Here is a 13306-nt window from a genome sequence, read left to right as displayed (position 1 = left end):
TAGTACGGAGTGGGGTGTCAGGAAGGAAAAGTATGGAGGGACCCTCTGGGAGGCCCCATACTTTTCCTTCCTGACAGGCCCCCCCTTACCATTTGTGTGCTTTCGCAAACCCAGTAAGCGCATGGCTTCACCGGGCTAGACATCCTTGGGGCGCTTATCGTAGACCCGCTTGGCCTTACCCTCCGACACCGGAAGGCTGCCCGATTCGTGGAGCTCCACCCGGGGGTTTATGGTGATAGACGCCTGGAGGGTTTTGCGGATCCGCTCCTTCAGGGCGTTCAGGGGACGGGAATCGTCCATGAAGATGTCCGGGCCTATTTCTGTTTTGACGGTAAGCTTATCCATTACCCCGTCTTTTTCAATTTCGATAAGGTAGTTGTTCCCCACATCCTTCATGGCCATGATCACCTCTTCGATCTGGCTGGGGAAGACGTTCACCCCGTTGATGATCAGCATATCGTCGCTGCGGCCGGTGATGCGGCGGAGGCGGCGGTGGGTTCTGCCGCAGGGACAGGGTTCGGTGTAGAAGCCCGTAAGATCCCGGGTGCGGTAGCGCAGTATTGGTGTGGCCTCCCGGCAGAGTATGGTCATGACCAGCTCGCCGGTTTCACCGTCCGGAACCGGTTCCAATGTATCGGGGTTGATGATTTCCGCAATGTAGCCGTCCTCCCAGAGGTGGAGGCCGTTCTTGCACTGGCACTCAAAGGCCACCCCGGGGCCGTTCATCTCAGAAAGGCCGTAGGAATTGTACACGTCGATGTGGAGAAGCTCCTCAATGCGCCGCCGGGTATCCTCCGAATAGGGTTCCGCCCCCGCAAAGGCCCGCTTGAGTTTTATACTGTCCCGGCTGACCCCTTCGGCGCGCATGATGGACTCCACGTGGAGGAGGAAGCTCGGGGTGGCGTGGACCACGGTGGTGCCGAAGTCCTGCATGAGCCGGAACTGCCGGGTGGTGTTCCCGCTCCCCGAGGGGATCACCAGCATTCCTACTTCCTCACCCCCGGCATGGAATCCCAGGCCGCCGGTGAAGAGACCGTAGGTGATCATGTTCTGGAACACGTCCGTATGGTTGCACCCGGTCCCGTAAATGCACCGGGCAACATAGCCGGTCCAACGGGTAATATCGTCCCGGTTAAAATAGATGGTGGTGGGCGCCCCGGTGGTACCGCTTGAGGCATGGAGGCGGATCACATCTTCCCTGGGTATGCTGAGAAATCCGTAGGGAAAGCCATCCCGCAAATCGTGCTTGGTGGTAAAGGGGATGCGCTTAAGATCATCCAGGCTCTTTATATCCTCGGAACCCCTAATTCCCGCAGCCTTGAGTTTAGGGGCATAAAAGGAAGTCCGCAGCGCATAATCTACCATATCCTGCAGCCGTTCAAGCTGGAAGACCTCTAGTTCCGTCCGGGGCATGATCTCAATTTTGCGGTGCCAGTATTGGTAGTTCATTCGGCGGCCGCCCGGCCCAGGTTAAAGGCCTTTTTGTTTGCCTCCGCTACCGATGGGTCCTTATTGGCAAACATGGCGCTAATCGTGGCTTCCATGGTTTCCGGCTTTAGGGGGAGGAAGGGGGAGGCCGCCCCTACCATGACCATGTTTACCGCCCTGGACAGCCCCGCTTCTTTGGCAAGTTCCGCCGCTTCAACGATACGGTTTACGGGGAAGAGCGCGATGGTCCTTAGAATTACTGCGATATCAGGATAATCGGGAATATTAACAAAGGGTTCCGCCGCGCTGACCAGGGCGCCATCCGGCGCAAGCCATGCCGCATAACGGAGACTTTCCACAGGTTCCATGGACAGTACCAAGTCAGCCCCGCCCTGGGGTACCAGATCCGAGGCAATGTTCGTATCCGAGATCCGCAGATGCGCCAGTACTGCGCCCCCCCGCTGGGCCATACCATGCACCTCAGACTGGCGCACCGAAAACCCCGCGCTCACCGCAGCCTGGGCAATAATGGCGGCAATGGAAAGCACCCCCTGTCCGCCGACCCCCGCAAGAATGATGTCTTTTTTCATAACACAGTCCCTTTACTATTCCTCATTGTTATTTCTCGTTCTTCTTCCGTTTTCGGAAAGCTTCCAGGCATTCCCGTTGGAAGATCACCACCGAAAGGCCCCGGTACTCAATTTCTTTTTTCAGCTTTGCTGCGTTTTCTTCCAGGAACTGTTTCTTGGCTTCCAGTTCAATCAGGTGTTCGCCCTTGAGGCCCAGGCCCAGGATGAGGGGACGGAATTTGTCTGAGCGTACCATGGTCTGCTGGCAGCCGGTCATGGCCACGATGGAGTTATCCAGGATGATAAGGGTCATGGGGGTGTCCGCGGCAATCGCGTCGATCAGGGAGCTGATCCCCGAATGGAGGAAGGTGGAGTCCCCGATGACGCCGATGGCGTACTTGATGCCCGCCTCCGCCGCGCCCCGGGCCATGCCCACCGATGCACCCATACAGACTATGGATTCGGGCACCGAGTAGGGCGGGGTGGCCCCCAGGGCGTAACAGCCTATATCGGCGTTGATAGCCGTATTTGGGTGTCCTTCGGCGGGGTCCAGTTCCTGAACTGCCTTTTTGATGGTCTCGTAACTGTCCCCGTGGGGGCAGCCGGTACAGAGCTGGGGTGGACGTCCCGGCAGCTTCGGCAGTATTACAGCACCGCTGTTCAGCGCCCCCGGCCGGGGGGGGAGGGACAGACCCCGGCGCACCACATCCGGATCCAGTTCCCCGGTACGGCTTATGGTCCCGTCAAGTTTTCCATTGATAGTAATACGGTGGGGAAGTATACCCCGGAGCCGTTCTTCAATTACCGGCTGGCCTTCCTCAATAACGATAAGCCGTTCCGCCTTTTCGCAGAGCCGGCGTATGGATTCCTCCGGCAGGGGGTAGACCCCGATGTGGAGCCGCGCAGGAATTGTACCGGATCGGGATTTGATAAAATCCTCCAGGTTTTCTTCGTAGTAGTTCCCCCCCAGGCCGGAGGTGATCACAGCCAGGCCCGTGTCCCGGCCATCCAGGTCCAATTTGTTGGAGGGGTGGGCGGCGGACCATGCCAGGAGCTCCGGCTGTTTTTCGATAAGGGAGACATAGTTCCGCCGGGCATAGGCGGGGAGGAGCATCCACTGGGTTTTATCCCCGGCCTTGGAAAGGGGATTCTGCGCCCGCTTCGGCCCGGTTTTAATTTGGGCCCGGGCATGGGAAAGCCTGGTGGTCATGCGCAGCAATACCGGAACCTGAAATTTTTCGGAAAGGTCAAAGGCTTCCCTGGTCATGGTATAGGCTTCCTGCTGGTTCCGGGGCTCCAGGCAGGGGATCATGGCGAAGGCAGCGTAGAACCGGGAATCCTGCTCGTTTTGGGAACTGTGCATCCCCGGGTCATCCGCCACGGCGATTACCAGGCCGCCCTTAATGCCCAGGAGGGCGCCGTTCATAAAGGGGTCCGAGGCCACATTGAGCCCCACATGTTTCATGGTCACCATGGCCCGGCGGCCTGCGAAGGAGACCCCCAGGGCAGCCTCCAGGGCAGTTTTTTCGTTCACACACCAGGAGGCATGAAACGTATCCGGTATATGGGCATTGCCCTTGGCGTTTTCGATAAGGTATTCCATTATTTCGGTGGACGGGGTGCCGGGATACCCGTAGGCTGCTGAAAGCCCAGCGTGTATTGCCCCAAGGGCTGCCGCTTCATCCCCTAAAAGCGCTTGTTCTTCCAATTTTCTCTCCTGCTTCGGCCCATTCTATCATGACCTCAGAGGAAAATCCACCATATATTTTAGGGGTTAACTGGCAGCTAAATCCCCGATGCGGCGTTCTTCCCGGCCAGGGCTTCCCAGAGCTGCCGCCAGAGGTGACAGGCGACCAGGTGGCCGTTACCGGAATCTTCGAAAACGGGAACTTCGTTTTGACATCGCTCTGACGCATGGGTACAGCGGGTATGAAACTTACAGCCCCGGGGGGCGTTTATGGGGCTGGGAATCTCGCCGTGTAACTCAATGCGGGATCGTTTGTCACCCGGGGCGCCGCTTGGAACCGCCGAGAAAAGGGCACGGGTGTAGGGGTGGAGCGGATTGCCGGTAATATCTTCGGCGGCGCCGGTTTCTACAAGGGCCCCCAGGTAGAGCACGCCGATTCTGTCGCAGAAATACTCAACGGTTTGCAGATCGTGGGAAATAAACAGGATCGTTAAGTTGAATTGACGGTGTAAATCGCGAAGCAAATTCAGGATCTGGGATTGGACCGAAACGTCAAGGGCGGAAAGGGGCTCATCGGCGGCGATAAAACTGGGCTGCAATGCAAGGGAGCGGGCGATGCCGATGCGCTGTTTTTGACCGCCGGAAAATTCGCCGGGGCGGCGTTTACCCATGCTGCGGCTGATCCCGCAAAGTTCAAGATAATCCCCTGCGGTTTTTTCGATATCCCCCGGTTCAACGACCCGGTGTTTTTTTATACCCTCCGCAACAATTTCCAGGGCCGACATTCGCGGATCAAGGCTTGCGGAGGGATCTTGAAAGATGATCTGCATTTCCTTTCGCAGACCGAGCATTTCCGTGTGGGATAATTGCAAATCGCTGCCGCTGTCGAAGATGGTTTTCCCATCAAAAACAATGGAGCCCCCGGTGGGTGTCAGTAGCTTGAGTATGCACCGGGCAAGGGTGGATTTCCCGCTGCCCGATTCTCCCACCAGGCCGAAACATTCGCCCCGGCGTATTTCCAGGGACACCTTGTCAAGGGCCGTCAGGCGGGATCTGTTCCGGCTGAAAATTGTTGAACCGGCGGAAAAATCCTTTTGCAGATTTTCTATTTTTAGCAATGGTGAAAGGGGTTCGCTCATTCGGTGAACCTCCAGCAGCGGACCCTATGGCCGTCAACGGCAAGGGCGGAACTTTTCTGCGCATCCTCCAGGGGAGGCATTTCTACGGAGCATCGTTTTGAAGCGCGCTCACAACGGGGGGCAAAGGCGCAGCCTGTTGTAACTGCCCCGGCCCGGGGGACTACGCCGGGGATCGTATAAAGCGCTTCCTTGTTGTGAATACTTCGTCCCTGGCGGGCCCGCATCAGGCCGTAGGTGTAGGGATGCAGGGGCATAGAAAAAAGTTCGGACACGCTGCATTCTTCCACCACGGCGCCTGCATAAATTACCGCCGTACGGTCGGCGATTTCGGCAATTACCCCCAGGTCGTGGGTTACGAACAGAAAGGACGATGCGGATTTTGCTTTTAACTCATTGAACAGGTCCAGAATCTGCGCCTGGGTTGTTACGTCAAGGGCGGTGGTGGGTTCGTCCGCAATTATCAGCTCCGGCCGGCAGGAAAGGGCCATGGCAATCATAACCCGCTGCCTCATGCCGCCGGAAAGCCGCCAGGGATTGTAGTGATAGACCTTTCCCGGTTCGGGAATGTTCACCGATTGCAGTAATTGTACGCATTTTTCGTGGTTCTCCCTGCCCTTAAGCCCGGTATTTTCGTTCAAGATTTCTTTCATCTGTTCCCCCACGGACATCAGGGGATTCAAGGAAGTCATGGGTTCCTGAAAAATCATCGTAATATGATTGCCCCTTAAATTACGCATTTCTTTTTTTGAAAGCGCCGTCAGATCCAGGGCTTTTTCATCATGGCTATCCCGGGGATAAAAATTGATTTCCCCCCGGGTAATTTTTATATTTTTCGGCAATAGTCCCAAGATGGACAGGGCTGTCATAGTTTTTCCGCAGCCCGACTCCCCAACCAAACCCAGCACCTGTCCGCTTTCAATCGACAGGCCAATATCGTGGAGCAATGGAAGGGATGTTTTATTTTTTTTATGGGTGGAACCTTCCGATTCGACAAAAAGATTTTTGATTTCAATCAATTTATTCATGTTATTCCTGGATATCCCGGTTTTCTTTGTTGAAATAATCCGACAGTCCTTCGCCGATGAAGTTGATTGCCAATACCACGCTCAAAACCAAAAATCCCGGGGGTATCCACATCCACCAGCATTGCTGCAGGATGGTCATGCTTTGGGCCTGTGAAAGCATGGAACCCCAGCTTGGTTCCGGTTGGGCAATTCCAAGGCCGAGAAAACTTAAGGACGCTTCAATCAGAATGGCATAGGCAACGTTTAAGGCGCCATAGACGATAATGACCCCCGTTGAATTGGGAAGGAGGTGTCCCATAATTATTTCCATGCGGGAAAGCCCCAATGCCCTGGCAGCTTCGGTAAATTCCATATTTTTGAGTGAAAGTATGTTGCTGCGGACAATACGGGCCATGGAAGGCCAGCCCAATAATGCTATTATCAGAATAACATTTGTAAAGCTTGGGCCGGTCAGCGCCGCCACCGAAAGGGATATTACAAAAAACGGAAAACACATTATAATATCGGTGATACGCATAATGACGCTGTCCCAAATTCCGCCATAAAATCCCGCAATGGATCCTAGGGTCACCCCTATTACCAGTTGAATTGACATCGCTATTATGCCCACCGAAAGGGAAACCCTGCCGCCGTAGGCCAGGCGTACAAAAATGTCCCGCCCCAGCTCATCGGTACCAAGAATGTGGCCGTTCCCCGGGGGCATTTGTACTTCCTCAAGGTTGATCTGGTCACGCCCAAGGGGCGAAAAAAAAGGGCCCACAAGGGAAAACGCCAGGAGTACTAATAGTGTTATGGCGCCGGTTTTTATTAGGGGGTTTTCTTTTATTATTTTAAACACGATCTTTCACCAGGGTTATACGGGGGTCAATAAGGGCGTATGCAACATCGGCAATGAAATTTGCGCAGAGGGTGATCACCGCCATTACGAGGAGTATGCCCATGATAAGCGGATAATCCCGGTGGCGTACCGCCTCAAAGCTGAGCCGCCCTATGCCGGGCCACATGAACACGGTTTCGGTCAACAGGGCGCCTGAAAGCATATCGGGGATTTGCAGGCTCAGTACCGTTACTATGGGGATTGAAACATTTTTCAGGGTATGTTTAAAAATAACGGTCCTTTCATGCAGGCCGTGGGCCCGTGCGGAACGTATATAGTCTGCGGTCAAAATCCCGGTAACACTGGATCTGGTGTAGCGCAGCATTGAAGACGCATAGCCAAGCCCAAGAACAATACTCGGCATAACCATGTGCCGGGCAACATCAAGGGCATGGGCAATACCGTGGTAGTCCGCATAAACCGTAACCTTGCCGGAAATCGGCAGGAGCCGAAGGTCGGCGCCAAGAACTTTTAACAGGAGCATACTAAAAAAAAACGAAGGCAGGGACAGGATCACAAAGGTTAAAACAGAAACACTGTTGTCCGCCAGACTGCCCCGCCTTTGGGCGGTAAAAATACCCACCGATACGCCCAGGACTATGCTGATTGCAAGGGAGGAAACCGCAAGGAGTATGGTGTTGCCAAGGCGGGATGCAATTATCCCCATCACTCCTTCATGGTAGAAAATCGAATATCCAAAGTCGCCTTGCAAAATACGGGAGATCCATTTTATATATTTGATAGGAAGGCTGTCGTAGTAACCAACCCGCCGGAGCATCGCTTCAATTTGGTCCCCGGATACTTCCGGCGGAAACATGCTCAGGTAGGGGTTCCCCGGAATGTAGTTTATCAGGGCAAACACCGTTACGGAAACCCCAAAAAGAATAACCAGAGACTGCAAGAGCCTCTGGCTAATATATCGAACCATTTACTTAAAGTACCAGGTTTCTACATTGGGGAACCATTCGATTCCGTAGGGTTCGTAACCGACCAAGCGGGGATTCACCGCATAGCCGGTGGACTTAATATAAATTATGCCGATGGGAAGTTTTTCGTGGATATACTTTGCCCAGGCGCCCCACGTTGCAGCAGCTTCCGCGTCCGTACCGGCGTCATTGGCTGAATCATAGAGCCGCAGCTCCTCAGTATCGTTATAGCGCGCCATCCACCTGACGCTGCCGTGGCTGCCCGGATTCGGTCTGGAGGAGGAGCCCATGAACGCCAGATCAAAGGGCTCGGTGGTGCTGCGCAGGACTGAAAGCACGGTGTTAAAATCGGAACCGATAATTTCGAGGTCGATCCCAATAGCCTTTATATATGCCTGCACCGCCTGTGCAAGGACGGTATCATCCACATTGTCATAACGCAGGGTCAGCTTGAGGTTCTGTCCGTTCTTGTCAACAATACCGTCGCTGTTTGTATCGACCCATCCGGCCTGGCGGAGCAGATCCTTTGCCTTGTTCACATCGTAGGTGTATTTTGCTATATCCTTGGGGTAGACCGGCTGGTTGGGATCAAACAGGCTTTCCGATACGATGGCATGGCCATTTTCAATCAGGTTGATGATGGCGGGCCGGTCAAGGGCCGTAAAAATTGCATGCCGCACCAGGGGGTCGGCGAGATTTTTTTCGGTGGTATTGAACACAAGGTAATAGGCCATGATGGCCTTGATCTCCGCAAAATTGAAGCCCGCATCGGTATAGGGCTTGAGGTCCCGGTCTTTCCAGGAAGCGATACGCGCCACATCCAGATCGCCGTTAAGGACTTCCGTCTGCCGTGTATCAGGATTGGAGACTTTTAAAATAAATGTTTTTATTTTGGGCGCGCCCTTGAAGTAGTCTTCCTTTGCGGTGAGCCTGATGTATTGATCGGGCACAAATTGGGCGACCGTATAGGGGCCGGTACCAACCGGATTCCGCAGAAGCTCCGTGGCGTCAAGCCAGCCCTCTACGGGTACTTTTTCCCAAATATGTTTTGCAAAAACCGCCTGGTCGGTAAATTTGACCAACGCATCCCGGTAAGGGCCGGAGAAGGTAAAGCTCACCGTGTAGGGATCAATAACTTTGACACCCGCAACATGGGCGGTCTTGCCGGTGTTGTACTCCTCAAAGCCCAGGAGCTTTTGGGCGAACACATCGTTGCCCCGGACAAATTTGCCGTGGGCCAGGGTCTCGTAGGTAAAGGCGGCGTCTTCGGCGGTGAAGGGCTGTCCGTCGGACCACTTTATGTCCTGCCGGAGTTTGAAGGTTACACTTGTGGCATCCGGACTAAGGGTGAAGCTTTCCGCAAGCTCGGGTACCCAAGTGCCATCGGGGCCTAATTTTATCAGGCGGTTAAACACCAGAAGCGCCACTTCACGGTCCCCGTTTGAGGTGTTGACCGTGGGGTGGAAAACGCCCTGGGCGGCCACATTCACACCGAAAACAACGGTGTCCTTGGGACCGGACTCTTTTTTTCCACCAGCGCTAAGGGTGGATGCTATGCCGCAGATCAGCAGGGTGAACAAGGTAAGATACTTTTTCATGATACGCTCCTTTATAAATGATGGCTTAAAACGAAGCCATTTTTATTTTATATCATACTATTTCGTTATGATTAATAAAATATCGCATTTTAATAAAAGTGTCAAGAATACAAAGTCTTGACAGCCGCCGAGGGAAGGTTTTATTATATCATTATTCCTATAAAAGTGCTATGAATTATAGGATACGGAGGTATATTTTGACAGCTATAGAAGGTCCGGCGGATCAAGTATGGCTTAACGGTGTTATTTATACCGTGGATAACGCTTTTTCCAAGGTATCCGCCCTGGCATGGAAGGACGGGCGTATTGTATATGCGGGGACCGATCAGGGGGCCCGCGCTTATATTGGTAAAGAAACAAAAACCGAGGATTTGGCCGGCAAAACGGCGCTTCCCGGCTTTATCGACAGCCATCTGCACCTGCAAGCATATGCGGAGGGGCTCGGGAAGCTCCGGATTCGGGACCTTCCCCGGGCGGAAATATTGGACAGGGTCCGGGAAGTGGCAAAAAATGCCAAACCCGGGGAGTGGATCCTGGGCGCCATGGGGTGGAACGATGATAAATGGGCGGATCCATCCTTTCCTACCCGGGAGGAACTGGATGCGGCTGCCCCGGATAACCCGGTGATGCTGCCCCGAATGGATGGACATATCAGCTGGTGCAATTCCCGGGCCTTTGAAGCGGCGGGGGTCACCGACCACACCCCGGATCCCCCGGATGGGCAATTTATACGCACCCCCGACGGTCATTTGCAGGGCTGCGCCTCCGATGGGGCGGCCCGGATAATTCAGTATGTCGGATTGAAAATAACAGAACGGGATTACCGGAAGCGGGCCCTGTTAAAAGCCCAGGACCAGTTAATCCGGAACGGCATTACCGGCGTACAGGATGCGGGGACCTCCATAGAGTTGATCCGGGATCTCAAGGAACTCTACGCTTCCGGGGAGTATAAACTCCGTTTTTCAGGCGCCCTGAATAATCTTTTCCAGCCAAACGCTGATCCCGCCGCAACTGCCTACTTTGAACAATGCCCGGAAATCGGCCTTTTCGATGGGCGTTATACGGTACGGGCGGTGAAACTTTTTGCCGACGGGTCCCTGGGCGCCCAGACTGCCGCCCTGTATGAAGATTATAGCGACCGGCCGGGGTACCGGGGTATCCTGATGTACCAGGATGATACTTTTTATTCCATGGTAAAAAAGGCGGCCCTGCAAAAAATGCAGGTTTTAACCCATGCTATTGGGGATGCGGCCATTTCCCAGACCCTGAATGTGTATGAAAGGGTTCTGTCGGAAATTCCCCAGGAGGATCACCGGTATAGAATAGAACACTTCGGGGTTACCACCGGCAATATCCTTGAACGGACCAGGGATCTGGGGATACTGGCTGCCATACAGGCCGTCCAAATGGTGAACGCCGCCAAGATGTACCTGCGCAGACTCGGTACGGAACGGCTAGAAAAAACCGACGCCCTGGGTTTGGTACAGCGCACCCTGGGAAAAATCCTGGGAGGGTCCGACGCACCGGTGGATGCTCCGGTTCCCCTGGAGGGAATACATGCCGGCGTTACCCGGACCAATACGGAAAGTCAGCCGGCGGGCGGTTTTTACCCGGAAAATGCCCTGTCCCGGGCAGACGCCATCCGTTCCTATACCATCTGGGGTGCCTACGCTCAGTTTGCAGAAAAAGATCGGGGCAGTATAGAGCCGGGAAAACGGGCGGATCTGGTACTGTTGGACTCGGATATAATGACCGTCCCCGGGGAGGACATACATACGATACGGATCCTGCGCACCGTTATAAACGGGGAGACCCTATTCGACGAAACTTGACAAATTGCCGAATACACGTATTATGTGTAATAGAGGTTGGAAACCATGAAAAACATCACCCTGGCTATTGATGAAGAAACCCTGGAACAGGGCCGGGAATACGCCAAGCGGCGCAACATGTCCTTTAACGCCCTGGTTCGGGATATACTTAAAAAAACGGTAAAACCCGCTTCGGGAGGTATGTTTGAGGAAACATTCCGTATCGCCGATGAAGCCCACGGTAATTCCGAGGGGCGTACATGGACTCGGGAAGAAATACACGAGCGCAGTTTTGGCCGTGAATAAAGTCTTTATTGATTCCAATATTCTGGTTTATTCTCTGGATAAAAATAGTAAGGAAAAACAGAAAATAGTACGGGAAACTTTAAATGATATTGAGGAAAAGGATGCACCGGTTATTTCAACCCAGGTCTTACAGGAAGTCTACAATATTACCACAACGAAATTAAAAATGGAAAAGCTGTATGTTAAGAATATCCTCAATAATTATAAAAAAATGGAAATCGTCCAGGTTGATTTTGATATTATTCAGCAGGGTATTGATATCAGCATCCTTTCCAAAATTTCTTTCTGGGACGGACTCATCATCGCCGCCGCTGCCTCCGCTAACTGCGGGAGCGTCCTTTCCGAAGACATGAACCACGGGCAAATCATCCGGGGAGTCCGGGTGGTAAATCCCTTTATGTGAGTGACCGTTTCCAATCCGTCAAAAATTAAGCGTTCCTCCGCCTCACCCCCTCGAAAGCCTTGTCCAGCAGCTCCTTGTCCGGCGGCGTGGTGAACAGGGACACCACGGGCACCACGATGAAGGGTACCACAATGGCAATTGACGCCGTCAGGGGGGACCGGGACGCGCCCAGGATAAAGAACAGGACGATTTCTACCCCCAGCCCCGTAAGGAGCCCCGCATAGGCTCCGGCCTTGGTAACCTTTTTGGAATAGAGGCTGAGTATGTAGGGGGCAGCGAAGGACCCGGAAACTGCGCCCCAGCTTAGGGACATGAGGTACACAATGATGCTGATTTGAAACCGGGAGATAAAGTAAGAAATGATGATAAAGACCCCCGAAAGGAAACGCATCATGGCTACCGAATTGTCCTTGCCGGTTTTAATATTACTCCGGGAGGGGTAGAGGTCGATGGCCACCGAGGAGGAGGAGACCAGCACCAGGGATGACAGGGTGGACATGGATGCGGAAAGCACCAGGAGCATGATCAGCGCCAGGAGCAGTTCCGGCAAATGGTTGGTGAGCAGGGTGGGGACAATGAGATCGTAGTTGATGCCCCCGGCGGCGGTTCTGGGCACCGTGGTCAGGTCGAAAAATACATGGGCAAAGACGCCGGTAGAATAGGCGGCAAAGCCTATCATCAGGGCGAAGACCGTGGTAACGATGGCCGCCTTGGGGATCACCGCCTCGTTCTTAATGGCGTAGAATTTCTGGGTCATCTGGGGGAGCCCCCAGGTACCAAAGCTCGTCATAAACACCAGGGAGATCACCGTAAGCGTCGATGGCTGGTTTGCCGGGGGCACATGGACGGCGTAGTTTTCCGCCACCTTGCGTATCATCTCGAAGTAGCCGCCCCCCTGGCCCGAGAGGACCAGGACCATCACCGCCGCCCCGGCGAACATGATGATACCCTGGATAAAGTCCGTGATGGCGATGGCGAAATAGCCCCCCAGGATCAGGTAGATCCCCGTAAAGGCGATCATGACGAGCAGGGCTATATCGTAGGGTATGCCGAAGACCTTCTCAAAAAGGTGTCCCAGGCCCTTAAATACCGAGGCCGAATAGGGCAATAGGAAGAAGAAGATTATCGAAGCCGCCACGGGCTTGAGGTGTTTAGCCCCGTAGCGTTCCTGGAGGTATTCGGGCATGGTCATGGCGTCCAGGTTTTGGGTGATACGCCGGGTACGCCGCGCCAGGACGAGCCAGGCCGCCCCCGCGCCGATGACGGCGTTCCCCAGGGCTATCCACAGGGCATTCAGGCCGAACTGCCATCCCTGGGTCCCGGCAAAGCCGATAAAAATAACCGCCGAAAAATAGGAGGTACCGTAGGCTACCGCAGAGACCCAGGGGCCCAGGGTACGTCCGCCTAAAAAGAAATCCCCCAGGGTCTTGGTTTTCCGCATACCCCAGATGCCGATTCCGGTCATTAACAGAAGGAACACCACCAGAAAAATGATACCAATCATTGACGCAGCTCCTTAATTGAATTCTAAGGGATT

Annotated in this window: 12 protein-coding genes; 3 read left to right on the top strand and 9 right to left on the bottom strand. The window is 54.0% G+C overall.

Translation table 11 applies throughout. The features are described from left to right. Window positions 1-135: 135 nt before the first annotated feature. From TPRIMZ1_RS0109480 to TPRIMZ1_RS0109445, 8 genes are all read right to left on the bottom strand, one after another. Window positions 136-1449, bottom strand: coding sequence for a phenylacetate--CoA ligase family protein (locus tag TPRIMZ1_RS0109480; protein ID WP_010258273.1), 1314 nt, complete (start codon window positions 1447-1449; stop codon window positions 136-138). Further along, a complete protein-coding gene (locus tag TPRIMZ1_RS0109475; RefSeq protein ID WP_010258271.1) occupies window positions 1446-2018 on the bottom strand; it encodes an indolepyruvate oxidoreductase subunit beta in 573 nt (190 codons plus the stop codon). Before TPRIMZ1_RS0109475 ends, TPRIMZ1_RS0109480 begins: the two co-directional genes overlap by 4 nt. 28 nt (window positions 2019-2046) lie before the next feature. Beyond that, a complete protein-coding gene (locus TPRIMZ1_RS0109470) occupies window positions 2047-3705 on the bottom strand; it encodes a thiamine pyrophosphate-dependent enzyme (protein WP_010258269.1) in 1659 nt (552 codons plus the stop codon). A gap of 77 nt (window positions 3706-3782) precedes the next feature. Then, window positions 3783-4823 (bottom strand): ABC transporter ATP-binding protein, encoded by a 1041-nt coding sequence (locus TPRIMZ1_RS0109465; RefSeq protein WP_010258266.1) that lies wholly within the window; start codon window positions 4821-4823, stop codon window positions 3783-3785. Beyond that, a complete protein-coding gene (locus tag TPRIMZ1_RS0109460; RefSeq protein WP_010258263.1) occupies window positions 4820-5848 on the bottom strand; it encodes an ABC transporter ATP-binding protein in 1029 nt (342 codons plus the stop codon). The genes TPRIMZ1_RS0109465 and TPRIMZ1_RS0109460 overlap by 4 nt, the downstream gene beginning before the upstream one ends. A gap of 1 nt (window position 5849) precedes the next feature. After that, a complete protein-coding gene (locus TPRIMZ1_RS0109455) occupies window positions 5850-6686 on the bottom strand; it encodes an ABC transporter permease (protein WP_010258261.1) in 837 nt (278 codons plus the stop codon). Continuing rightward, window positions 6679-7653: an ABC transporter permease gene (locus TPRIMZ1_RS0109450; protein ID WP_026043635.1), complete on the bottom strand. Its 975-nt coding sequence runs from the start codon at window positions 7651-7653 to the stop codon at window positions 6679-6681. Before TPRIMZ1_RS0109450 ends, TPRIMZ1_RS0109455 begins: the two co-directional genes overlap by 8 nt. Then, the gene (locus TPRIMZ1_RS0109445) at window positions 7654-9249 is read right to left on the bottom strand and encodes an ABC transporter substrate-binding protein (protein ID WP_010258256.1); all 1596 of its coding nucleotides are present in this window, start codon (window positions 9247-9249) and stop codon (window positions 7654-7656) included. It lies immediately after the preceding gene. A 197-nt stretch (window positions 9250-9446) separates the two neighbouring features. Between TPRIMZ1_RS0109445 and TPRIMZ1_RS18745 the strand changes: the two genes are divergently transcribed. The 3 genes from TPRIMZ1_RS18745 to TPRIMZ1_RS0109430 are packed head-to-tail and all read left to right on the top strand — an operon-like array spanning window position 9447 to window position 11769. Next, window positions 9447-11081, top strand: a complete 1635-nt coding sequence (locus tag TPRIMZ1_RS18745; protein ID WP_010258253.1) for an amidohydrolase — start codon at window positions 9447-9449, stop codon at window positions 11079-11081. A gap of 45 nt (window positions 11082-11126) precedes the next feature. Next, window positions 11127-11366 (top strand): hypothetical protein, encoded by a 240-nt coding sequence (locus TPRIMZ1_RS0109435; protein WP_010258249.1) that lies wholly within the window; start codon window positions 11127-11129, stop codon window positions 11364-11366. Beyond that, the gene (locus TPRIMZ1_RS0109430) at window positions 11359-11769 is read left to right on the top strand and encodes a PIN domain-containing protein (RefSeq protein WP_010258246.1); all 411 of its coding nucleotides are present in this window, start codon (window positions 11359-11361) and stop codon (window positions 11767-11769) included. Before TPRIMZ1_RS0109435 ends, TPRIMZ1_RS0109430 begins: the two co-directional genes overlap by 8 nt. A gap of 25 nt (window positions 11770-11794) precedes the next feature. Here TPRIMZ1_RS0109430 and TPRIMZ1_RS0109425 read toward each other — a convergent pair whose 3' ends face one another. Further along, entirely contained in the window at window positions 11795-13273 is a 1479-nt protein-coding gene (locus TPRIMZ1_RS0109425; RefSeq protein WP_010258243.1) for a sodium:solute symporter family protein, read from the bottom strand. Window positions 13274-13306: the final 33 nt, after the last annotated feature.

Source organism: Treponema primitia ZAS-1, assembly GCF_000297095.1.
In the GTDB taxonomy this organism is placed as follows: Bacteria; Spirochaetota; Spirochaetia; order Treponematales; family Breznakiellaceae; genus Termitinema; species Termitinema primitia_A.
The sequence above is the reverse complement of the archived record's forward strand: the minus strand, read 5'-3'. Positions and strand labels throughout refer to the sequence as shown.

Excerpts from the sequence above, each read along its gene's own strand:
- TPRIMZ1_RS0109460 (WP_010258263.1), bottom strand. The coding sequence starts at position 5,848 with ATGAATAAATTGATTGAAATCAAAAATCTTTTTGTCGAATCGGAAGGT.
- TPRIMZ1_RS0109475 (WP_010258271.1), bottom strand. The coding sequence starts at position 2,018 with ATGAAAAAAGACATCATTCTTGCGGGGGTCGGCGGACAGGGGGTGCTT.
- TPRIMZ1_RS0109480 (WP_010258273.1), bottom strand. The coding sequence starts at position 1,449 with ATGAACTACCAATACTGGCACCGCAAAATTGAGATCATGCCCCGGACG.
- TPRIMZ1_RS0109425 (WP_010258243.1), bottom strand. The coding sequence starts at position 13,273 with ATGATTGGTATCATTTTTCTGGTGGTGTTCCTTCTGTTAATGACCGGA.
- TPRIMZ1_RS0109465 (WP_010258266.1), bottom strand. The coding sequence starts at position 4,823 with ATGAGCGAACCCCTTTCACCATTGCTAAAAATAGAAAATCTGCAAAAG.
- TPRIMZ1_RS0109435 (WP_010258249.1), top strand. The coding sequence starts at position 11,127 with ATGAAAAACATCACCCTGGCTATTGATGAAGAAACCCTGGAACAGGGC.
- TPRIMZ1_RS0109450 (WP_026043635.1), bottom strand. The coding sequence starts at position 7,653 with ATGGTTCGATATATTAGCCAGAGGCTCTTGCAGTCTCTGGTTATTCTT.
- TPRIMZ1_RS0109445 (WP_010258256.1), bottom strand. The coding sequence starts at position 9,249 with ATGAAAAAGTATCTTACCTTGTTCACCCTGCTGATCTGCGGCATAGCA.